General features: G+C 56.0%; 12 protein-coding genes and 1 pseudogene. 8 read left to right on the top strand and 5 right to left on the bottom strand.

Annotated elements, in window-relative coordinates; translation table 11 throughout:
• The first annotated feature begins 137 nt into the window (after positions 1-137).
• Genes Pla52nx_RS21775 through Pla52nx_RS21765 form a run of 3 tightly spaced genes read left to right on the top strand, consistent with a single transcriptional unit; the run spans position 138 to position 5,034 of the window.
• Positions 138-1,232: an AAA family ATPase gene (locus Pla52nx_RS21775; RefSeq protein ID WP_231742041.1), complete on the top strand. Its 1,095-nt coding sequence runs from the start codon at positions 138-140 to the stop codon at positions 1,230-1,232.
• Positions 1,229-2,767, top strand: a complete 1,539-nt coding sequence (locus tag Pla52nx_RS21770; RefSeq protein ID WP_146520681.1) for a DUF58 domain-containing protein — start codon at positions 1,229-1,231, stop codon at positions 2,765-2,767. Before Pla52nx_RS21775 ends, Pla52nx_RS21770 begins: the two co-directional genes overlap by 4 nt.
• On the top strand, positions 2,764-5,034 hold the full coding sequence (locus tag Pla52nx_RS21765) for a transglutaminase-like domain-containing protein (protein ID WP_146520682.1): 2,271 nt from the start codon (positions 2,764-2,766) through the stop codon (positions 5,032-5,034). Before Pla52nx_RS21770 ends, Pla52nx_RS21765 begins: the two co-directional genes overlap by 4 nt.
• A gap of 137 nt (positions 5,035-5,171) precedes the next feature.
• Here Pla52nx_RS21765 and Pla52nx_RS21760 read toward each other — a convergent pair whose 3' ends face one another.
• Positions 5,172-6,587, bottom strand: a complete 1,416-nt coding sequence (locus Pla52nx_RS21760) for a DUF1501 domain-containing protein (RefSeq protein ID WP_231742042.1) — start codon at positions 6,585-6,587, stop codon at positions 5,172-5,174.
• Between the two features lie 47 nt (positions 6,588-6,634).
• Positions 6,635-8,809: a PSD1 and planctomycete cytochrome C domain-containing protein gene (locus Pla52nx_RS21755; RefSeq protein WP_146520684.1), complete on the bottom strand. Its 2,175-nt coding sequence runs from the start codon at positions 8,807-8,809 to the stop codon at positions 6,635-6,637.
• A 238-nt stretch (positions 8,810-9,047) separates the two neighbouring features.
• Here Pla52nx_RS21755 and Pla52nx_RS21750 point away from each other — a divergent pair.
• Positions 9,048-9,677 (top strand): annotated as a pseudogene (locus Pla52nx_RS21750) (SDR family NAD(P)-dependent oxidoreductase); the annotation flags it as partial.
• Here the strand turns inward: Pla52nx_RS21750 and Pla52nx_RS21745 are convergent.
• The gene (locus Pla52nx_RS21745; protein ID WP_390620389.1) at positions 9,585-11,084 is read right to left on the bottom strand and encodes a NupC/NupG family nucleoside CNT transporter; all 1,500 of its coding nucleotides are present in this window, start codon (positions 11,082-11,084) and stop codon (positions 9,585-9,587) included. The pseudogene Pla52nx_RS21750 and the gene Pla52nx_RS21745 overlap by 93 nt on opposite strands.
• A 126-nt stretch (positions 11,085-11,210) precedes the next feature.
• Positions 11,211-11,840 (bottom strand): uracil phosphoribosyltransferase, encoded by a 630-nt coding sequence (upp, locus tag Pla52nx_RS21740; RefSeq protein WP_146520686.1) that lies wholly within the window; start codon positions 11,838-11,840, stop codon positions 11,211-11,213.
• Positions 11,841-12,109: 269 nt separating this feature from the next.
• Here upp and Pla52nx_RS21735 point away from each other — a divergent pair, with 269 nt between their 5' ends.
• Both Pla52nx_RS21735 and Pla52nx_RS21730 read left to right on the top strand, forming a co-directional pair.
• Positions 12,110-15,046 carry a PD-(D/E)XK nuclease family protein gene (locus tag Pla52nx_RS21735; RefSeq protein WP_146520687.1) on the top strand — a complete coding sequence of 979 codons (2,937 nt, stop codon included), beginning with the start codon at positions 12,110-12,112 and terminating at the stop codon, positions 15,044-15,046.
• Complete coding sequence (locus Pla52nx_RS21730) at positions 15,046-17,619, top strand: UvrD-helicase domain-containing protein (RefSeq protein ID WP_146520688.1); 2,574 nt, start codon at positions 15,046-15,048, stop codon at positions 17,617-17,619. Before Pla52nx_RS21735 ends, Pla52nx_RS21730 begins: the two co-directional genes overlap by 1 nt.
• Before the next feature lie 38 nt (positions 17,620-17,657).
• Here Pla52nx_RS21730 and Pla52nx_RS21725 read toward each other — a convergent pair whose 3' ends face one another.
• Entirely contained in the window at positions 17,658-19,037 is a 1,380-nt protein-coding gene (locus Pla52nx_RS21725) for a hypothetical protein (RefSeq protein ID WP_146520689.1), read from the bottom strand.
• Between the two features lie 191 nt (positions 19,038-19,228).
• Between Pla52nx_RS21725 and Pla52nx_RS21720 the strand changes: the two genes are divergently transcribed.
• Both Pla52nx_RS21720 and Pla52nx_RS21715 read left to right on the top strand, forming a co-directional pair.
• A complete protein-coding gene (locus Pla52nx_RS21720; RefSeq protein WP_231742043.1) occupies positions 19,229-20,539 on the top strand; it encodes a metallophosphoesterase family protein in 1,311 nt (436 codons plus the stop codon).
• The gene (locus Pla52nx_RS21715; protein WP_146520691.1) at positions 20,536-24,099 is read left to right on the top strand and encodes a YhaN family protein; all 3,564 of its coding nucleotides are present in this window, start codon (positions 20,536-20,538) and stop codon (positions 24,097-24,099) included. The genes Pla52nx_RS21720 and Pla52nx_RS21715 overlap by 4 nt, the downstream gene beginning before the upstream one ends.
• Positions 24,100-24,197 lie beyond the last annotated feature (98 nt).

Raw genomic sequence — 24,197 nt, 5'->3', positions numbered from 1 at the left:
CAGATGACCTAGAACATCGGTTCGAAGAGCAGGATTCAGTGCCGACATTCACCGCCGATGACTTCACGAGGAAGAGTTTGGCGTTGATTCGTGTAGCAACTGCTTTAACGTTTCGGTGACTTGCCCGGAGGCTAAGAATGTTCACGAACGAGAACGAATCGCAGCACCCCACGTCTGATTCGACGTCTCAGCGGCCCAATCACGTTTCGCTGCCGGCGCACCAAAGCGTTGGAACCTCCATGAACATTCAAGGCGAACCGGATTCGGACGACGGGAATGCCCAAGCGTTTGATGCCAGCTTTGGCACTCCTCTGGAGCAACTTGCCAAAGTCCGCAGTGAATTGGAGCGTGTGATTCGCGGCAAGTCCGATGTGATCGACGCCGTGTTGACTTGTGTGTTGGCGGGTGGGTCCGTGTTGTTGGAGGACGTTCCCGGAGTCGGTAAAACCACGTTGGCAAAATCACTGGCTGCGTTGATCAATTTGGATTTCCAGCGGGTTCAGTGCACCCCCGACCTGTTGCCATCGGACATTTTGGGCAGCATGATCTTTCAACCGGGAAGTGGCGAATTCCATTTTCGCAAAGGTCCCGTGTTCTGCAATCTGCTGATCGCCGACGAGATCAACCGAGCCTCGCCACGTACGCAGAGTGCATTGTTGGAAGCGATGGCCGAGTCGCAGGTGACGATCGACTCGCAACGGTTTCGCTTGCTGCAGCCGTTTATCGTCATCGCCACGCAAAACCCAAGTGGATTCGAGGGCACCTTTCCGCTGCCCGAATCACAATTGGACCGATTTCTTTTTCGGTTGTCGATGAACTATCCAGACATGGACAGCGAAGTCGATTTGTTGCTCGATCAAGCGGAGTCGGAGCCATCGGAATCGTTGACGTGCGTGATGCAACGTGAAGCCCTGTTGCGGTTACAGCAACGAGTACGCCGAGTCAGTGTGGATCGCAAAGTTGCCCGTTATCTCGTGTCCATCGTCGATGCGACGCGGCACGACACACGGTTGCGTGTCGGCTGCAGCCCGCGAGGCTCCAAGATGTTGTTGCGAGCCGCACAAGCACGAGCGATCCTGTCGGGGCGAGAGTTCGTTTTGCCAGACGATGTGCAATCCGTTGCCACGGCGGTGCTGTCGCACCGAGTCTCCATGCGGAGCGTTTCAGCGAGTTGGGATGATGCGGCAGGGATCGTGAACGAATTGCTGTCGCAAGCAGAGGTGATCGTGTGAGATTGCAGAGCAACAGCGATGATCGTCCCGTTTTGCCAAAGCGAGTCCGTGCGACACTTGCGTGGATGGGGCGAGTGTTAACGTACGCGTTTCGCTGGAGCGTCGCTGTTGTACTTTTTCCTCTGACGGCATATCTGACATTTCGCCGAAGTTTGACAGCGGCATCGGTCACGCTGTTGCTGACGACGATCACCGCTTTGAACATCATCTGGGGCTATCCTTGGGTTGGGATGCTCGGGATCAGTGTTTCGGGGTTGATCATCGGCTGGGTGGTCAACCGCTGGATGCGACCGTGGCTTTCGGTCAGCTTGAAAGTCCCCGCGAGTGCGATTGCGGGACAAGCGTTTCATCTTTCCGCACGATTGACGAATCGTCGTCGAGTTCCTGCCATTGATGTTCGAATTGGGTGGTCTTGCGATCGAAAACGTAACGACAAGGCAGGGCAGCAACGCTGGGTATCATCGGGATCGCAATACGTTGCGCTGATTCGACCGTCAACATCCATCGAGATGTCGGGAACGATGTCGTTCATGAAACGCGGACTCCATTCAATCCCGCCGCTCCATATCGATTCGATGTTTCCGTTCTTTCTGTTTCGAGATCATCAAAGTGTTCCATCGGATGCACAGATTGCGATCACCCCGATCCCGCTCAGGGGTGACGAAGATCCCGCGGCGAGGATGTTGTTGAGTTCGGTCGGTGATTGGACGAAGCGTTTGACCATGGGATCGGCGATCGAATACATCGGCAGTCGAGAATACCAGACCGGCATGCCTGTCCGGCGATGGGATTTTGCATCGTGGGCGAGATTGGGGAAACCGATCGTCCGTGAGTATCATGCACCGACGGTTCGCACCGTGACGCTGGTGGTGGACTGTGCGATCGCGATGGAGGCAACAAAGACCCTCAGCAAACGAGAAAAGCAAACACAGGCAGAACAACGCGATCTGACGCTGGAGCGTCTGTATTCACTCGCTGCCACTGCGGTCGTCGATCTGATGGCTGCCGGCATCGAGCTGCAGATGTACTTGACGTGTGAGCCCACATCGATTCGCAATGAAAAGGGATTTCGCAGAGGCCGTGTCATGGATAACGAACCGCTGATGATCCGGTTGGCTGCCGCCGAATACTGCTCGAGCGATCTGTCTGACGAGCGGTTACGGGAGATTTATGATGCGACACGCGGTGAGCCCGTGTTGCTGTTGACCGCCCGAGGCTTGCGGTCGTCAGGCGATCGTTCCACAAGTGTTGACCCCCGCGATTCTGCCGACGTGAGAAATCAGAGCGAGTTATCCAAAGCTCCTGGGAACGTCACCGTGATCAGAATCGATATGGATCATGCCCATGCCGATCATTCTGTGCCAAACGAAAATTCGGTGAGTGGAATTGAAGCAACGATGACATCGGACCGGCATGATTGGAGAGTGGACCCAAAAGCCGAGATTCCTCATGTGCCCATGTCGAACTCCACCGCCACGGTCGAACCTTTGCGGGGTGAGGGATTGAGTGTTTCCAGCGAGGAGAGTTACCCATGAACGGTTTGGCTCACGCTCGTCCCGAAAGTCAGCTTGTTTGGACTCGTTCGCAGCAGCACGCTGCGAATTGGTTCCTACCGATCCTGATGCTGATCCAGTCCGCGTTTGTCGGCAACACGTTTGCGACCATGGTTCCACTCATGGTGTTGTCGGTGATCAGCGGGTTAGCTGCTTGGCTAAACGACCGATCTCGATCACGACAAAGGGAGGCAAAGGAAGCGGCGAAAGGCCAAGCGTCAACGAGACGGAGTCCCGACTCGATGAAACGGCGTTGGCTGCTGGTCACTGCACTGCTCTTTTTGGCTTTCATTGCTTCGCTGATTTGGCGGGTGTCGGACTACTTGGGAAACCAGTTCAACCCGGTCGCGTTGTTTGTGGACAGCGCAGCGCACACAGCATTGCTGGTTTCGCTGGTTTTGTGGGCAGCGTATCCTCGGCGGGGGCACCCGGTGATGCTTGGTTGCGGAGTCGCCGTCGTCATGCTCGCCGTCGCCGCCGGCGGTGTCAGTCAAGGGCTGGCAGCGCAAATTGCGGTGGCCCTTTCGGCGTTCGCCGTGTTTGCGTTTGGCTCGCGATGGATTGGATTACGATGGCATTCGGAGCAATGGGACGAGACCGATTCTGTTCACGCGGCCATAGGCGGGGCAGATCGAGCGATGCGATTTCCGCCCATGGGAGCGTCGATGATCCGCGCCGAGGCAGATGGCAGCCGAATGGGATTGCTCTACTCCATTTTGACGCTTTCAGCGATCTTGATGGCGACCAGCGCCGTCGCTCAGTTCACTGGAAAGTGGTTGCCGGACGCGCAAGGTGTGCTGTATCGAAATCTGCAGTCACAGCTTGAGAGCATCAGTGAACGCAGCATGCTGGGCGGAGGGCGATACGTTCGTGGCAGTAAATTGGGCTCCATCCGCAATCACAGATTGTCTGGATCGTACGAGATTTCATTGCACGCCTACGCAGGTACTCAGCCGGGGTATCTGCGTGGGACCGTATTCGATCTGTACTACAAAAGTCGCTGGTATGCCACGCACGACGGCAGATTGGAGGCGTATAGAAACGTCGACGAGATTCGTTCGCAGAGAATCAAACCAACGGAGTTCGGTCAAACGTCTTTAGTAGAATCGTTATCTCGAAATCGGCTTGCACGATTTCCCTTGGTTGACCAGCGGTCGCCATCACTGGGACGGATTGAGATCCACAATCGGCCGGAGAAGGGACCGATGGTATTCACGCCACTGACCGCCCAGTGGTTGGAAGCATCCAGTTCGACGATCTATCGTAATCAGTACGGGGTGATTGAAAGCGGAGTGGATGTTGGCAACCCCTATGTTGTGGATGTAGGCGTACGCCCTGAACCACAGAAGTTGTTGCCAATCCAAGAACAGATCCTGGTTTCTGTGCCCGATGAGCTTCAGTCGACCGTGCGATCCATTGCGAATCGGATCGCGGAACGCAAAGCGACGCCTCGTGCGAAGGCAAAGGCGATCGCGGACTATTTCCAACAAAACTATTCGTACTCGGACCAAGGTACAAAATCGCCTCCGGGGGTTGATCCGGTCGTCCACTTTTTGAACGTCCAGCATGCTGCTGATTGCGAGTACTTTGCAACCGCAACGGCTCTCATGTTGCGCAGCGTCGATATTCCATCTCGCTATGTCACCGGATACGTCGTCACGGAATACGACGACGAGTTGGAGCGATGGGTGGGCCGAAATCGAGATGCTCACGCGTGGGTCGAGGCTTACGACTCGATCACGGAGGAGTGGTTTCCGGTGGAATCGACCGTGGGGCGAAAATACACGTCGCTCCCATCGGAGAATGCTCAACAGCTTCTGCAGGGCGTGTCCGGCGACTCGTCGGATGCCGATGCCGATAGCGATTCGTTCTTCGCGCGGGCACTCGGCTGGATTCTTGCGGTGCGAGCGACAGACCCCTTGATCATCCTGTTTCGGTTTGCCCAAGCACCGTTGTTTTGCATCGTTCTGTTTCTGCTCTGGTACAAGTATCGACGGCGGTCGGGGGACGAAACCGACCCCGACGAGATCGTTTCCAGGAAACTGCTGTCCTCGGTGGATCGAAAGCTCAAGAAGCAGAGGATGATCCGAGCGCCTCACGAGACGCTGCATCAATTCGCTACACGAGTGGACCAGGCGGCGGATGAAAATCCGGAAGCCCCCGCGATGTTGAAGCAAGCAGCACAATGGTACAGAGCATTCGCCGACGCGCGTTACCAAGGCCAGCGACCGAGCGAGTTCACATCCTAGTGGTCAGGGACAGCTAGAAGTTAGGGTTTGCCGTAGTGGATCTTGTTAAAGATCCCACCGCTACAGGATCTTTAACAAGATCCACTACCCTAACGATAAGTTGTCCCAGACCACTAGTTTCAGGGGAGGATCTGGATTCAGGCGAGGATATCGTGGACGACTTTCCCGTGAACATCAGTCAGTCGGTAGTCGCGTCCCGAGTAGCGATAAGTCAGTTTGCGATGATCAATCCCCATTTGATGCAATACGGTCGCGTGTAAATCGTGAACGTGCACACGGTTTTCGATAGCGTGCATGCCCAGCTCATCGGTTTTGCCGTACATCATCCCTCCTTGGATGCCGCCGCCGGCCATCCACATCGAAAACCCGGTGTTGTGGTGGTCGCGTCCTGCTTTGCTCATGTCCTTGGACTTGTCGACTTGCGAGTACGGCGTGCGTCCGAACTCACCGCCCCAGATCACCAATGTGTCCTCCAGCAATCCGCGTTGCTTGAGGTCACTCAGTAGAGCGGCGGAGGCGCGATCGCTGTCGGCACACAGTGACTGGTGGGATTTATTGTTATTGCTGTGCGTGTCCCAAGGTTGCTTGCCGCTCTTGGTCACGTAGAAGACTTGGACCACACGGACGCCGCGTTCCAGCAAACGGCGTCCGAGCAGGCAACTGCGACCGAACACCGAATCACCATAGGCTTCGCGTGTGGATTGTGTCTCTCGACCGATGTCAAACGCTTCCGATGCGACCGATTGCATTTGAAACGCCAGCTCCATGCTGCGAATGGAAGTTTCCAGAGCCGCATCGTCGGCGCGTGTCTCGCGATGCATTTCGTTGATACGGCTCAGCAAGTCCAAGCCGCGGCGCTGCGTCGGGCGATCGAACATGGGATTGTGAATGTTGGCGATCAGTTTTTCGATCTCGGTGTGGTTCGTGTCGACTTCCATGCCCTGGTGGCGTCCTGGCAGAAACGCACTGGACCAGAGTTGGGGTCCGACAACGGGCAACCCTGGCGAGATGGCGACGAACGACGGCAGATTTTGGTTCTCGGTCCCCAATCCATAGGAAAGCCATGATCCCATGCTGGGACGAGTCGGTTGCTGGTGTCCCGATTGCATCAGCAGCAATCCAGGCTCGTGGTTGGGCACGTCGGTGTGCATCGACCGGATGACGCACAGGTCGTCGGCGTGCTTGGCCAGATGAGGAAACAACTCGCTCATCTCAACACCACTTTGCCCGTGCTTGGCGAACTTGAACGGCGACGGCATGAAGCCGCCCGCACGATTGCGTCCGGAAACGTCGTCCGGTGGAGCTTCGCCCTCATGTTTCGCTAACGCCGGTTTGGGATCGAACGTGTCGACGTGCGATGGCGCGCCGTTCATGAACAGAAAGATCACACGTTTGGCGCGAGCGGGATGATGCAAGATCGGACCGATCGCACCCGGCCCATCCTGCTCGCTGGCATGCAATTGCCCTGTCGATTGCAGGGCGCCCAACATGCCAATGGTCCCGAATCCGGCTCCGCTACGGCAAAGCCATCGTCGACGTGAAAGTGGTTGCATAGGGTTCATGTTTTGGGATGCAGAAGAGGCCGTGTGAAGTGAGCGGGTCAATCGATGAACATCATTTCGTTGCTGATCAACAACACCAACGCGTATTGCGTCCACTGGTCCGGTTGATCTGTGGCGACAAACTCGATTCCTAATTGACGTTCGTTCATGGTCGGTGAGCGGGCGAACAATCGCTGGTAGATCCAATTGATTCGTCCACCGGGATCACGAGTCGAGTTTTGAGTCAGCTCGCTCAGCGACTGGGCTTGTTGGATCATGAAAGGGCTGTTCATCAAAAACAGCTTTTGCAATGGAGTCGTCGTTTCGACGCGTTTGGCGCTGTGGGCATTGGGATCTGGGAAATCAAATCGGGCCAGCAACGGATTGAGATCCATGCGACTGATCTCGCTATACAGAGTGCGTCGAGTTTCGCCGGGGTCCTGTGGCTCAATGGAACGCCCGCCGACTTGAGTGTCCAATCGTCCGGCGGCCCACAATACGGCGTCGCGATACGCCTCGATGCTCAGCCGTTTCGGGCTACGACGCCCCAGCCATTGATTCGCCGGATCGGTATGAATCGCGTGCTCGTCTGCGTTTCCACCACGTTGATAGGTTTCCGATAGCACAATTTCTCGCTGCAGCCATTTGAGCGACCACCCGTTCTCCACAAAACGAACGGCTAGTGCGTCCAAGAGTTCTGGGTGCGTGGGGCGTTCTCCCAGCATCCCAAAATTGCTGGGCGATTCGACCAATCCGCGGCCCATCATTTGTCGCCAGACGCGATTGACGATCACGCGGGCGGTGAGTGGATTCTGGGGATCGACGATGGCATCGGCCAGATCAGCGCGGCCGCTGCCCGTCTTGAATTCTTTTGGCCGGTCCGAAGACAGCACCGTCAGGAATCCTCGCGGCGCCACGTCTCCTTTGCGATTGACGTCGCCACGCAGCATCACGTTCAAATCGCGAGCGTCACCATCGCGTACGATGTGAACGGCATCCTGCGGCTTGGCCGCTTCACCATTTTTTACTTCAACCGAATCATTCAACGGACGATTCAGCATCTTGGTGCTGGCAAAGACTCCGGCCAGGGCGTAGTAATCCGAGGTCGGTATCGGGTCGTATTTGTGATCATGACAGCGGGCGCAGGCAACGGTCAGACCCAGCAGACCACGTGAGACCGTGTCCACACGGTCTTCCCATTCATCCGCCATGACTTCTGGGGCACCGCGGCGATAGTACTTGGGTCCCAGACCGATGAATCCGAGCGCGATGTGACTTGATTTGTCATCAGGTAGAAAATGATCGGCCGCGAGTTGCAGGCGAATGAACTCGTCGTATGGCGTATCGGCTGCCAGGGCATTGACCACCCAATCGCGATACAGATACGCGTTGGGATAGGTCAACGCGTCATTGTTGCCCACCTTGTGTGCTTGATCTTCCGCATAGCGTGCGACGTCCAGCCACGTTCGCGTCCAGTGCTCGCCATTTTCCGGCGAAGCCAACAATCGATCCACCAGACGCTCGATGGCATCTGGACGATCGTCGCCGAGAAACTCTTGGGCTTGATCGCTCGTGGGCGGTAACCCGGTGAGGTCAAAGCAAAGACGTCGCAAGAGCGTGTTACGATCCGCAAGCGGACTCGGCGCGATGCCTACCGCCAACAGTTTTTCATTGACAAAGCGATCGATCCATCCTTTGGCGCGGGATGAGGGAACACTCTTTGGCAACTCAAACGTTGGCCTTTGAAAAGACCAGAACTCTCTCGCCCGATCCCAATCAATGGTTGGCTCGGTAGCTTTGTTCACCGATGGGGCATGTGGCCGAGGATCGATGGCACCTCGCCGAACCCATGATTCAAAATCGCTGACGATCCGTTCGTCCAATCTACCCGATGGCGGCATCTCGGAGTCTTCATATCGCAACGCGCGAATCAGCAGACTGCCATCGGGATCTCCCGGCAGCAACGCGGCACCGGAATCGCCTCCGGAAAGCATGGCATCGGGAGTGTCCAGTCTCAGCCCTGCTTGAACCACATCGGCCGACTCGGAGTGACACTCGTAACAATGTTCGATCAGCACCGGACGAATCTTGCGTTCAAAGAAATCCGCGTCGTCGTTGGCACTCGCTGGCATTTTCGTCAGCACTGCGGTCAGCACGACGAGACAAACCGCGATCCATCTCGGCAGCGAGATCGCGATCCAATAGCGAGCGGTGATGCGAGCAGCTGCAATCACGTGCGGGAGTCCATCAATCGAGGTGGGGTCAGGTCGGCAAACACCGAGGCTGAGCAAAGCAGGACGTTGTGGCGGGAACCCCAGTCTAACCGAAATGAGGGCACACGAGCCAGCGATTTTCGGCCGAAATCTGTCTGAGGGCGTCCGTGTGAGGGACCACTAGCCGGATCGATAACATTCCTATATCGCGTTGGGTGAGCGATCTCAGATCGGTTGGAAAAGTCGAAAGTCAAATCAAATGAGTCAACGAAACGTCTTGATCATCGGTGGCAGCCACGGGATCGGCTTGGGGATCGTCAGACGCTGCGTCGAGCAGGGCGATCAGGTCACCGTGATCTCACGCACCGAAGGGGAATTGGTTGGACTTTCAGGTGTCATGCACATTGCCGCAGATGTTGTGAATGACGAAATCTCCTCCGCGGACTTGCCCGATACGATTGATGCCATGGCCTACTGCCCTGGATCGATTCACCTCACTCCGCTGCGAGGCGTCAAAGCAGACGCGATGCTGGAGGATTTCAAGCTCAATGCGTTGGGCGCCGTCAAATGCATCCAAGCCGCTTTACCGGCGTTGAAATCCGTTGAGACAGCGTCGATCGTTTTGTTTAGCACAGTAGCTGTCACACAAGGTTTGCCGATGCACGTCGCGGTGGCGGCGGCCAAGGGAGCCGTGGAGGGGATCGCCAAATCGCTCGCGGCCGAGCTGGCACCCAAAATCCGCGTCAACTGTGTTGCCCCTGCGTTGACCGATACTCCGCTGGCGGCGCGGCTCTTGTCAAACGACCAGAAGCGCGCCGCGATGGCAGAGATGTACCCGTTGAAACGAATAGGAACCGTCGACGACATCGCCGAAGCAGCCTTTTTTCTGTTGAGTGACAAGGCGAGCTGGATCACGGGCCAAGTCATCGGTGTCGATGGCGGGATGTCGTCCGTCAGAGCTTGATCGCAGATCGAAAGCTCTTGCTTCTTCGGACGTTTTTGAGTCCCTCGGTAGTGGCGTCTCATCCGCCGACGGCGGCAAGAGCATGATGCCAGCGACGGCGCCGGTCATGCAACATGCCAGGAAGCCACCGAACATGGCTCGAAGTCCCAGCTGCGCCAGGTCGCGTTTGCGTGATTCCTCCAGGCCACCGATCCCACCGACTTGAATCCCGATCGCGCCAAAATTACTGAATCCGGCCAGCGCGTACGTCAAAATAGTGATCGTCCGTTGGCTCAGCACGGGTTCGTCTGCACCGATGATTTTCTCCATCTCTTTGAATGCGATGAATTCGTTGGCAACCGTTTTCAATCCGATCAATCGCCCGGCCTCAAGACATTCGGTCGCGGGGATTCCCAGCAGCCAAGCGATGGGCCAGCAAGCGTAACCGAGAATGACGCCCAGAGAAATCATCGGCGTGTTGTCGTCGTGAAGCCATCCGATGCTGGTGCAGCCGAATCCGAGCAAGACATCAATCAAGGCCAGGATTGCCAGGAAAGCGATCAGCACCGCGCCCACGTTCAACGCCAACCGCATGCCTTCGCCAGCCCCTTCGACGGCCGCACCAATGACGTTGACGTGCGATGACTCGTCGGACATTTTCAGCGATTCGGAAACGGTGATGTCAGCGGACTCCGGCAGCATGACTTTCGCGATCAACAGGGCCGCCGGTGCGCTGATGATCGAAGCGGTCAACAAGTGCGAAATGTCGATTCCCATCCCGGCATAAACGCCCAGCAACCCGCCCGTCACCGTCGCAAAACCGCCCGTCATCATCGCGTTGAGTTCGCTGCGAGTCATCGTTGCCAAATAGGGGCGAACCACCAACGGTGCTTCCGTGTGTCCCACAAACACGTTCGCCGCCGCAGCGAGTGTTTCCGGCCCACTTGTCTTGAGCGTGAACTGCATCACCCAAGCCATGGCCCAGACGATGCGTTGCATGACACCGAGGTGATACAGGATGCTCATCAGGGAGGAAAAGAAGATCACGGTGGGCAGCACGCCGAACGCAAATGTGGTCAGCAACGAATCACCCAAAGGATGTTCCGGCGGCGAGTTAAACAGAAACCCGCTGCCGGCGGTCACCGTGTCCATGACGGCTTTGAACCCGTCGCCGATCATCACAAACAGTTTGCGACCAGGATCCGTCCTCAGAACCAAGAATGCCAAGACGAATTGCAGCAGCAGCCCGCCGATAACGATACGCCACGGCATACGCTTGCGATCACTACTGATGCACCAAGCCAGCGCAATGAACACAACCAAGCCGAGCACGCAAATCAGTCGTGGCATCATCGTGAGACATTCCTGCAGGAGTAAAAGCACGTCAGGCTTTCCAGCCTGACACTCATGTACGTCAGGCTTTCCAGCCTGACATCAATACGTATTGGTCAGCCTAGAAAGGCTGACGTACGGCAAACCTCACGTGGGCGTATCAAAGATTCGATCGCCGGCGTCGCCGAGGCCGGGGACGATGTACGACTGATCGTTCAGCGTCGGGTCGATCGCGGCCACGTAGACTTTGACATCCGGAAAGTCTCTGCCGACACGGTCCACACCGGCTTGAGAAGCGATCACGCTGAGCACGCGGATCTCGTCCACGCCCCATTGCATCAGTCGACGGATGACCAAGTCCACGCTGCCTCCGGTTGCCAGCATCGGGTCCAGCACCAATGCGACGTTGGGTGCGTTTTGCAGAGGCAACTTGTCGTAATAGCCGACCGGCTCGGCGGTTTCCTCGTTGCGGTACAAACCCAAGTGCCACACAGCTGCGTCGGGCAGGAGTTGCAGCATCGGTTCGACCATTCCCAATCCGGCCCTCAAGATCGGGACGAGGCCGATTCGGACGGCAAGCTGCTGACCGACCGTTTCGCAAATCGGCGTCGTCAATCCGACAGGCTCCGTCGTCAAATCCTGTGTGGCATAGACACCCAGCAGCATCGAAAGTCGATGAACGGCGGCACGAAACTCACTTGGACGGGTCGCTTGGTCACGTACACGGCACAAGTGATGTTCGATCAGCGGGTGCTCAATTCGGGTGACTTGGCTCAAGGTCGATACTCCGCGATTCTGGTAAAACGGCGATTCTAATGTTTTCTCAGCCGAAGAAAGCGGCCCACTCGCTGCGGTGCAAATTTCCCTCGTGATTGGCGCTGAAGGGTGCTTTGGCTGATAATCCCCTCAGCGTTGACCAGAGGTGTCACGGGGATCGTTGATAAATCCCCTGACATCGCCAGACCAACCGACCGCAGTACCACGGACGCCGTTGCAAGAACGCCGCCAACTCGCCGTACAGACACTGCAAAGAAACTGCAAACATCATGAAATTCTTTTCGACCACGTGCGAAACCCTCTTTCTCGGCTGGGATGCGCCCCTGTTGCCTCGCGTGACAGACTTGTTGAGCGAACGATACGCAAACGGGGCAAACTGGGATCTTGGCGGTCTGATCTGCGTCCTGCCGTCAACCCAAAGCGCTAAACGGTTGGGGGAGCTGATTCGTGAGCGAGCCAGTGAGGCCGGATGGAACCTTGTTTGGCCGCAGATGGTGACGGTGGGCGAAGTGCCGGAGTTGCTCTACACGCCGCCGCAAACACTCGCGTTGGACTTTGAGCAGACACTCGCTTGGGCGCACGTGCTGCAAGCCACTCATACGGATGAGCTGCAAAAGCTGTTATCGGTGCTGCCCGCTCCCGAACCGCTAGGGCCATGGCTGGAGTTGGCCGGAACCATTCGTCGACTTTACGAAGACCTGGCCAGCAGCAACGTGGGTTTCCAGGAAGTGATGGCGGCGGCGGAGACCGACGGAGAACGAGATCGCTGGAAGCTGCTGGACCAACTTTGGCACGCTTATTTGGAAAGGCTTAACAGTGGTGAACGAGCGGATCCTTATCACAGCCGATTGCAAGCGGCTTTGAAAGGCCAAGTCCATTCGGATAGCACGGTGATGCTGATCGGCACCACGGACTTGAACGAATCCCTCCGAGCCATGCTGCGTGCGATGAGCAGCGAGCTGATCGCCGTGGTTGCCGCTCCCTCGACAAAGCAGGGGCATTTCGACGAACTCGGCTGCGTGAACACCGCCGATTGGTTGGACTATCAACTACCGTTGCGAGACGAGCACTTGATCGCCGCAGACGACATCGGCGATCAGTCTGCGGCGGTTGCCGAAGTCCTGGCGTCTTTTGCCGCCGACCCAACCGTCGATTCTCAATCCGACCGGATTGCCGTCGGAGTCACGGACACGTCGCATGTCGCTCCGGTTGAACTACAACTTTCAGGCGTTGGCATCACGACGCATCGGCATATCGGCTGGACATTATCACAAACTGCGATCGGTCGACTGCTGGATTTAACCACGGCGTTTGTCCAGCGTCGCACTTGGCGGTCACTCGCAGCACTGGTCAGGCACGCCGATGTTCATGCTTACGTCAGCCATCACTGCCCTGCGCTGGCCCCAACAGAGAATAGCAAGAAAGGTGTGCCCGATAAAAACTCCATCGATTGGTTCGACGATGATTGGATCACCGATTTTGATCGTTTGCTGTCCGATCACCATCCGGTGTCAATCGACGATGTCTTGCCCGGCGTCGCAAAGCAGCGTCATGGTCGCGCCGAAGCCATTGCGATGTGGATCACCCAATGGCTGTCGGAGCACTTTGGCAGTGTTTCTGATCGCACAGCGTCTCAATCAACGACTCAGCGGCCGATCGGTCAATGGAGCCGTTTGCTTTCGAATTGGCTCGGTGAAGTCTACGCGTGGCCGCGAGACAGTGGCAAGTCGACGCCGCCGGTGCATCGCAACCGAACGGGCTTGGCCTTGGACGCAGCGCAGCGAATGCTGGAACGTTTTTCGACGATGAGTGAAACGCTGGACGTGCCCGTGTCCGGCCCCGTTGCACTGGAACTGTTGACCGCCAGGCTGACGGACTTGCGAATCAGTGAAGTGCCCAATGAAGACGAAACACCAATCTTGGGTTGGCTGGATTTGGCATTGGAAGACGCTCCGGCGCTGGTCGTTTTGGGGTTCAATCATCCTTTCGTGCCATCGTCCGTGACAAGTGATCCTTTCTTACCAGGAACGCTGCGATCACGATTGAACTTGCCCGACAATGAACGTCGATACGCACGCGATGCGTATGCGATGCAGTTGATGCTGTCCTCCAGAGAGCACATTCGATTCATCGTGGGACGCACCGCGGCCGACGGGACACCGACGCCTCCCAGTCGTTTGCTGGCCGCAGCGTCCCCTGAGGACTTGGCTCGCCGTGTCACGTTCTTGCTGGAAGATCAACGACATCGAGTGGACGTGCTGCACAGTTGGGACGCGGAGAACGAAACGTCCAAACTGCACGTTCCCTCGCTGCAGGTTGATCAGTGTCCCGTCAAAGCCATGAGCGTCACGGCGTTTCGCGATTATCTCTCCTGTCCCTATCGCTTTTACCTCCGGCACGTCCTGAAGATGAAGCCGTTGGACGATTCACTCAGCGAATTGGCCGCCAATCAGTTCGGTGATCTCGTTCACGGATCGCTAGAGACATTTGGGATGTCGCTCGAGAAAGACGAAACCGATCCTAAACGAATCGAAGCCTTGATGCTGGAGCACTTGGACAAATATGTCGCGGAGCACTATGGTGACCATGTGACCAGCGCAGTGCGGTTGCAAATTAGACAAGCTCAACGTCGACTGAAGATCGTCGCTCAGCGACAGGCCGAGCGGATTGCCGCAGGATGGATCATCCATGGCACCGAGTTGGCGATCGGTGAAGCCGACGGGTCTGGAATCGACGTGGACGGACAACGCATGGTTGTGCGTGGCCGGTTTGATCGAATCGACCACCATCCCGCAACCGATCGTTGGGCGATCTTGGATTACAAGACTCACGGACACAAACCAGAGAAAAAGCATTTCAAGACGATCGACGGACAGACCGTTTGGTTGGATTTGCAGTTGCCCCTGTACCGGATGTTGGCTCCATTCCTGGGCATCACGGTCCCTCCCCAAGAGATTGACCTGGGGTATTTTAATGTCGGTGACAATGCCAACGAGACGGGCATCAACATCGCAAAGTTCACGGAGGAACAAATGCAGCAAGCCGAAGCGTTGATTCATGAATGCATTCGCGGCATCCGGGCGTGCAAGTTCGAGCCCACAAGCGATCGCGTTCAATACGATGACTACGAGATGATCTTGCAAACCAAGGCAACCTCTCGCATGCTCAATCATGCCGACTCCGATTCGATCGTGGAGGTGGGCTGATGAATGCCAGCGCTGTGACCAGTACCAAAACCAACCGCCCCCGAATCGGGGCGTCCGACGAGTGCGATATGAAATCCGACACCGGCGAATTATTCCGAGACGGAACGTTGCCACCGATCCTGGTGCGTGCATCTGCTGGAACGGGAAAGACTTATCGATTGACTGCACGGCTGCTGCAGATCTTGATCCAAGGAGGTGCTCCCGAAACCATCCTTGCCACCACGTTCACTCGCAAAGCGGCGGGCGAGATCCTGGATCGTGTGCTCGTCACGCTCGCCAAAGCATCAACGGACGCCGGCGAATTGGCAAAACTACGTCAGCAGGTCGGCATCGAAACGCTGCCACACAGCATTTGCCTGCAGTTGCTGCACCGCTTGGTGGCTAACATTCACCGCTTGCGGATTTGCACCCTGGACAGCCTGTTCACGCAACTGGCGCGCTCGTTTCCCTTTGAGTTGGCATTGCCTCCGGCTTGGCGGTTGACCGATGAGATCGAAGAAGAATGGCTGAAGGAGCGTGCGGTCGATGCCGTGATCGCCCATTTGGACCCCGGCGAACTGACGACCGTTTTGTCGATGCTGGGCAAAGGTGACATCAAACGCTCGATCGCCCGCGAGTTGCTCAACGTGGTCGGAAATGCGTACACGGTTCAACGACAGTGCAAACCAGATGTTTGGAGCAAACTGGTCGCGCCCAAGTTGCCCGAGCAAGCCGCGTTGACTCAAGCAGCCGGGATGCTGCGAACCGCCCAGGCAAAGGGCAAGCAAATTCCACAGAAGCTGGAATCGGTCGCGGGCATCATCGAGCGTGGCGAGTTTGATTTGTTGAGTGACGACACTCTGATTCACAATATCGCTAAGGCTCGTCGTACGAAACAGGTGGTCAAATTCGGTCAAGCCAAGATGCCCGAAGGAGTCGATCCGTACTTGGACGTTTTGTACGACGCTGTCCGCAGTGTCACGCTGGCCAAGCTGGCATCACAGAACGTTGCGACCTCAGACATCTTGTCTGCGTACGACTACCAAATCAGTCAATTGAAGGAAAGCTTACGCGTCCTGAGCTTTGACGATGTCGCGATCCGTTTGGCGAGCACTTTTTCGTCTCTGGATCGCTCAACGTTGTCGCGTCGCATGGACGGAGCGATCGACCATGTGTTGCTGGACGAGTTTCAAGACACATCGCCTGCACAGTGGCAAGTGCTTCGGCCTCTGGCGTTGCGGGTGACGGAGACGGACGAGTCGACAGAGAGCGATGCGTCTGTCTCCGAGGATGAACCTGTCGCCAAATCATTCTTCTGCGTCGGTGATACCAAACAAGCGATCTATGGTTGGCGTGGTGGTGTTGCGGAGATCTTTGAGGCGGTCGCTGACGAGATCCCCAATGTGCGCCAAAGTGAGCAGAACGCGAGCTTCCGTAGCAGCCAAGTGGTTCTGAATACCGTCAACGATGTTTTTCAAAACTTGCATCGACACTCACTGACCGACGACGCGGGGCTTTCGGATCCGGCTGAGAAGTCGATGCATGAAGCGAAGGCGATTGTGCGGTTTTCTAAATCATTCCCCAGCCACGTTTCGATGCGTCCTGACTTGAGCGGCTACGTCCGGTTTGAGACATCACCGAAAGTCGAAGGGGACAAACAAGAACGTAGCAGAGCATGTTTTCAGTTGGCAGCTCAGCGGATCGCGGAGCTGAACCAACGCATGCCCCACGCAAAGATCGCGGTCTTGACTCGCGTCAATGCGACCGTGGGTCGGATGATCTTTGAGCTGGAACAATTGGGAGTAGATGTCAGTCAAGAAGGAGGCAACCCGCTGACGGATTCGCCCGCGGTGGAACTCGTGTTGTCCGCATTGATGCTGGCGGAGCATCCGGGGGATCGGCGGTGGTGGTTTCATCTGCATCAGTCACCCCTGGGCCAGATCGACGGCATGTCACCGACTTGGGTGCGTGAATACATCCAAGAGTCCGGACTTGCGCAATGTGTCCAGTGTTTGGCAGGCGTTTTGGCACCCATCTGTGATGCCCGTGACACACTGAGGCTGCGTCAGTTGACGCAACTGGCGTTGCAGTACGAGCCCAATGCGACCTCGCGTTTGCGAGACTTTGTCCGAATGGTCGGTGAAAAACGTGTCGAGCGTCCACAAGCGGCTCCGGTCCGCGTGATGACGGTCCACAAATCCAAAGGCCTGGAGTTTGACGCAGTGTTTTTGCCGGAGATCGATGGATCATTGGCAAAGCAGTCGCCGATGTGTGTTGCCGACGTTCCCCATTTGGGACAACCGCCGGTCGCGATGTCACGCTATATCTCGAACAAGTCGTGGCATTTTTTGAGCGGCCAGTGGCAACGTGCTTTTGGAGGCCATGTCGCGGGTGAAATCACCGAAGCCTTGTGTTTGTTGTACGTGGCGATGACTCGTGCCAAGCAAGCGTTGTACTTGATCACGCCCCCGGCGAAAGACGACACCAAGTCGCCGGCGGGACTGATCCATCAGTCACTGGGCTGTGAGACCTCGATGCGTGAAGGCGACGAGTTGCTGTACGAATCGGGCGATCCGGAATGGACGACAAAATGAGCTGTCGGTTGCTCAAAATATCGAGGAGCGAGAATTCCTCATCTCCCGTACTCAGGCTTTTCGTCCTTTGCGATCTCAAACATTTTCGTCATCGTGTTCGGAGTGCCCCGGATCGGCAAGTCGTCAAACGCGTCGTAGCCGGTGTGTCGTTTCATTTCATCCAATCCAATCAAGACGCCTTCACGTTTGCCGATGATCGAGACGGCCCTCATCACCTCAAATCCTTTGAAACCAAGTTCATCCAACACTGTGTCTGGTTTGATTCTTTCTTCGTTTATTCCTTTGACTTCGGCAAGCACGCTGATGATTTGTTCGGTCAGCGTTTGGCGTGTACCATCGTTTCGCAAAGCGGGATCCGGTAGCGGTTTCGCCTTGGGGTTTTTCCAGTGGGTCAATTCCTCTAAGAGTCCGGGAGAGCCGTTTTTGGAAAAGTCATCGCTTCGAGCAAACCATTTTTTCTCGGCTGCTGCATCGTTCGTTTTCTGCGCGATCAATCCGAGACCAAATGCGGCGAGCGCGGCGTTGTCCATGTGTCCGGTGATGCCTTTATCTGACTTTGAACTCTCAATTGAGCGCTGATAATGGCTGTCCGCTTTCTCGAGTTCACCGGAAACGAGATAGCAGTCACCGGCTTGACGATAAAGCATCGTTAGAATCTTGTAGCGATCTCGGACGTTGCTAGCCCCCATGTACAGTGAGTTTTCGTCGAGCAGCTTGATGATCGCCTCGTAGTCTTCTGCGGCTTCGGAGTAAAGTCCTGCGGCTTTGGCAAAGTCACGTTTGCCGGTAGCCTGAGTGCCACGCACAACTTGACACAAATCGGCTACGGTGAAGGGCTTGACGTGAAGGGTGGCGAGCTGGCGGCGAACGTTGCCACGTTCCGTATTCGCTAGGATGTAGTCAGAGAGATACTTGCGCGCGGGGGCTCCGAGTTTCGATGCCTCTTTCCAATCCTCGATCACCAGCGTCATTGCGTTAATGGCAACCGGCAATTTATCAATCGTCGCGTCCTTTTCTTTGAGGACGATTTTTGGAATGATGTTGGCTCGCGTGACGTAGTCAAACCATGTGCGATCTTTTTCCAGCCGCAACACATTGCTGATTGATTCAATAGCGCTAAGATAGTCTTCAGCTCCGATCGCTTTTTGAGTCTCTAGTCGCAGTGACGCCGCAGTTGCAACGTCATCACGATCGATCCATTTTGGAGTGCTGGTGTTGATCTTTACCCGATTCCCTTGAACTTCCAGAACCTCAAAAATGTCCCCACGTCTGACTTTGCTTTGAACCTCATCGTCGAGATAGAGTTTTGCTTCGTCTTTGATGACAATAATCTGATTCTTGACTGCGATTTGCTGGGCGGAACAAAGAGAAGCCGTAGAAACTACGATGCAAAAACAGATGCGAGCCATCAAGCTCATGTCAGATCTCCGTATTGAATTGGAACTGAAAATGAAAGGTCTGACGACAACACGCTCCGCTCCGCATTCAGACGCCGCATGAAAGATAGTTCACCAGCCTCCCCCCCGCAACAGTTCCCGTTGGTAACGTCGGTTGGATGCTTTCTCGTGACAAACACTCTTAGACCCCAGATTTTTGGAAAAACGTTTTGGTGACTCGCAAGATCTTGCATGCCGCGGACATTCATTTGGACAGCCCGCTTCAGAAACTGGATCGCTACGATCATGCACCTGTGCAGCGCATTCGCAGTGCGACTCGCGCGGCACTACGTAATTTGACCGAACTGGCGATCTCCGAAAACGTCGACTTGGTCGTCATCGCAGGCGACTTGTACGACGGCGACTGGACTGACCAGAACACGGGACTCGCATTCGTCGAACAAGCTTCAACTTTGGTTCGTGCCGGGATTCCTATGTTGGTGATTCGAGGCAATCACGATGCGGCAAATCTGATGACCAGCTCCTTGCCTCTGCCAAGCAACCCCGATGGCAGCGAGATCTTTCTATCACATGATGCCGCCGAGTCTCGATTCTTTGAGCCACTGGGAATTGTCGTTCACGGAATGTCGTTTCGTTCTCGGGCGGAGAAACGCAATTTGGCGGCCAAGTATCCCGATCCAGTTTCTGGACTATTCAATTTGGGATTGCTGCACACCGGACTCGAAGGCGATTCGGTGCACGGCAACTACGCGCCTTGCACGGCCGCTCAATTGACAGACAAAGGATACGACTACTGGGCCTTGGGCCACATTCACACCCGAGCGGATTTGAAAATCGGTGACGGACCACCGATCGTCTTTAGTGGCAACATCCAAGGCCGACACATTCGCGAGCAGGGCGAGAAAGGCTGCGTCATCATCGATGTCGACTCAAAGAACCAATGCGAATACCAGTTTCATTCACTGGACGTGTTGCGTTGGTTTGAATGCCAAATTGATGTCACCGCCATGACTCAGCAGGACGAAGTGTTGGATTCCTATCAAGACTGGATCACGGAGCGATTGGAGACCGCCGATGGGCGTTTGCTGATTCCGCGTGTTCGCCTGATCGGTGAGTCACCGTTGCACATGAAGTTGCATCAAAATCAGGCGAACTTGGTCGCAGATCTGCAAGCCATCAGTGTGGCGCATGGTGCTGGCGAAGTCTGGCTGGAGGATTTGCGTGTCCGAACGACAGCACCGACCAATCGCTCGGTCAGCGTGGATCTGGAGGGACCCATGGAAAGCTTGAATCATGTTCTACGGTCGCTCGGCGACGATGAGGACTTGCCGGAAATCATCACGAGTGAACTGGAGGGGCTGATGAAGAAACTGCCCAAGGAGCTTCGCGGCAGTGACGACGACGCGGCTTTTCCCGTGGACGACAAGCAGTGGATGAGCCAGCTATTGGAGTCCGCCACGGCGGATGTCATGGCGAGAATGGACGCAGCAGCGGACGGACACACCAGTGAGGCAAAACGATGATCATTGAACGATTGGACTTGAAGGCGTTTGGGCAGTTCACCGACGTTTCCTTGGATCTGTCTGCTGGCCCGCGACGGTTTCATCTCATCTACGGACCCAACGAATCCGGAAAGTCCACATGCATGCGGGCGATCAGCTCACTGCTGTTCGGCATCCCGAGCCGCAGCACGGATGACTACCTTCACGACTCCGTACGCATGCGTGTGGGTGGCAAGCTGATCGATGTTGATGGGACGGAATTGTCTGTCGTCCGACGAAAACGCGGAAAGCAGAAACTGCACGCCGCGGACGACAAGTCACCGGTCGATGAAACGCTCCTGCAACAAATGCTCGGGGGAATCGACGAAGAAGCGTTTCATCACCGATTCGGGCTTTCGCATGATCAGCTTGTCGCCGGCGGAAAAGCGATCTTGGATAGCAAGGGGGAGCTGGGCGAGATCCTGTTCAGCGCCGGTGCCGGCGTTGGCCAGCTCAAGGCGATTCAATCGCAGCTCGAAAATGAGTGCAAAGAATTGTTTGCGTCCAATGCCCGTAAACCGGTATTGAATGTTTTGCTGAGTGAGCTGGACGAGAAACGAAAAAAGTTGCGTGAATCGCAAGTCATGCCGGCTGAATACAAACAATTGGTTCAGCGTCGAGTCGATTTCGAAGGCAAGGCCAAGCGGCTTGCCGTAGAGCACGTTCGCTGCCAACGACGTAGAGAACAGTTGCAGGGTTTCCGCAGCGCGGCAGGTGTGGTCCCGATCTGGCGACGTCAATCACAGCGATTGGCTGAGTTGGGCGACGTTGCCGCGTTGGACGAGGACTTTGCCGCACGGCGTCGCGAAGCATTGCGTGATCGCGAAGATTTTGAACAGCGTGTCGCGGGCATGAAAGCTGATCTGGCGGAGTTGGAACGGCAGCTTGAATTGACACATGTTCACCCCGAGATCATCGACCACGAAAAGGAAATTGTTTCGCTGTTCCAAGAGATCGCTGCTCGTCAGGCGGCATCCACTGACCAATCCGTGCTCAAAAAACGGGTGCATACTCTCAATCGCCACCTGCGAGAGCACTTGAAAGATTTGGACATTCAACTGGACGACAAAGCGACTCAGCAGGAGATTGACGAGGCAATCGCAAAGGTGCATGTCAGTGATGCCACCCAGGCCAGCATCAACGAACTGGCCGGTGAGTACAAACGGCTGAGAGAGAAAGAGAAAGACGAGCGTCAGCGAGTTGAAATGCTGCGTAAGCGACTGGCTGATCTGGACGACGAACTGGAACGGACGCCAATGGCCGGCGATCCGCAAATGATCGATTCCGTCTTGAGCGATATCGGAGCACCCGACGCAATGCTCGCCGCCGCCGAACAATGGAAATTGGAGTGTGATGAGCTGCAGTCGGAGTGCCGACGGCTGATGGTCGAATTGGGGCTCGCCGACATTGAATTGCAGGACGCAGTCGAGCGACGCATCGCGTCACTGGCAGAAGTCGATGATCATGACACGGCGATCGCCCACTGCGAACGGAATCGAGATGCGGCGATCGCTGAACGCCAGCGGTTACTCGATCAACAGCGCGATGCACTTTCCACGCTGGCGCAATTGCATTCCGAGCAAACGCTGCCGACAGAGGCGGAGTTAGCCGAACAACGGCGACTGAGAGATGAATCTATCGACGCAATGGAGTCGGTCGCTGAAAATGCTCAGGAAGTGCGTCAGCGAGCTCGATCTCTGAAGGTCCAGACGCGGGAAGCTGATTTGACCGTCGATACCATCAGGGCGCATCACCAACAAGTCGCCCAGCGTGCGACAGTGCAACGCGAACTGGTGTTGTTGGAGGGGAAACTGACATCGGCCGCGCAAGCCGTCGAGGAATCCGAGTCAGTGGTTCGAGAGACACACGGGCGATGGCAAGAGCTGTGGAAAGCATGCGGAATCCGTGCCGAATCGCCGCGACAGATGAGAAAGTGGATCGCAACGCATCAGGCGTTGTGCGACAAGTATGATTCGTTGAACCAATGTCGGTCCAAGCAAGACGCGGCTCAGTCCAAGATCAAGCGAACGGCTCGTCGTTTGGCATCGATCCTGGAGATCGCGATGTCCGCGATGCCCGTCACGTCAGTCGTCGGTGCCGAATCAAACGATGCACTGGGCGAGATGAATTTGGAAGCGTTGCACGATGTCGCACAACAGATCAAGTCTGAGTTGATGGACTCCGCACGCCGCTTGGACGATCTGAAACGCAGACGTAAAGAAACCGTCGAGGAATTGCCCAACGCCGAGTCCGCGTTGGCTGCGAGCGAAAAGCAACGCGAGCAATGGGATGCCGACTGGAATCAAGCCACCGAGTCTTTTTCCGGACAGCGTGATCAGAGTCCGAGTGCCATCAGCGCTCGATTGCAAAAGATTGCCAAGATTCGAGAGGAGAAGCGGGAACGCGACATCGTCATCGGACGGATCCATTCCATCGACTCCGACGCGGACGCGTTCACCGCTCGCGTGAACAGTATCCATCGCCTACTGTCCCTCGATACCGCCACTGGTGTTCCCGTTGCTGACTTGGCAAATCAATTGCATCGAAGGCTCCAAGACGCAAAACTGGCCGCCGCTGAACACCTTCGTTTGGTCGGACAACGTGACGGACTGACGAAAAAGCTTGAAGAAGTGATCACGGGTCTGGATCGCGCCAATGTGCAGTTGCGTGAACTGTGCAAAGAAGCCGGGGTGACAGAGATCGACGAGTTGCCTGCGATGGAGGAACGATCTCGGGACAAGCAAAGAGCGGCGAGCGAACTGGCGACCGCTGAAAAACAGTTGATGATGGTCGCGGGAAGCGAATCGCTAACCGCGTTTGCCGTTGAAGTTGAATCACAGGATTTGGAATCTTTGGATCAAGAACTGGTCGAGCTTGATGCAAAACTTGCCCAACTGGTCCCGGAGATGGAGTCGGTTCAGCAGGAATTGGGAGTCATCAAACGAGAGATCGCGCTTGTAGACGGTGGCGATACGGCAGCGGAACTGAATCAAACGATCCAGTTCTTGAGTGGGCGTTTCGATCGAGAGGCGCAGAAGTACGCAAGGCTGAAGATTGCAGCGATGATTTTGCAACGGGCGATCGATCACTACCGAAGCGAGAATGAGAGCCCGGTGCTAAAAATCGCGTGCGAAGCGTTCCGTGATTTGACATGCGGCCGTTACTCCAGTTTACGCGCCGAGTATGACAACAGCGGCAAGTCGCAACTGCACGGAGTTCAAGCCAGTCAAGCAGCAGGCGACGACTCGGAAACTTTGGTGGCCGTAGAACACATGAGTCTGGGAACCGCCGACGCATTGTATTTGGCCATGCGGCTGGCTTCGTTGGAACATCAGCTTTCCGGTGGAAAGACCGTCCCGGTTGTGATCGACGACTGCCTGATTCAGTTGGATGACGAACGAACCTCCGCCGCCTTGCGTCGGTTTTCGTCGCTTTCGTTGCGGACTCAGGTGATCCTGTTCACTCACCACGAACACTTGGTGCAACTGGCACAAGACTGTCTTGGACCGGATGAAGTTCACTTTCATCGAATCGCAGGATAAACAATGTGAAGCCCTCACAGTTCACTGTCACCTCCTTTCGGCTGCCAGTTCAAAGGGAGCCGGTGTCAACGGAGCCGGTGTCAACGGACTGCCCGCGA

It is taken from the genome of Stieleria varia (genome assembly GCF_038443385.1).
GTDB lineage: Bacteria > Planctomycetota > Planctomycetia > Pirellulales > Pirellulaceae > Stieleria > Stieleria varia.
The sequence above is the reverse complement of the archived record's forward strand: the minus strand, read 5'-3'. Positions and strand labels throughout refer to the sequence as shown.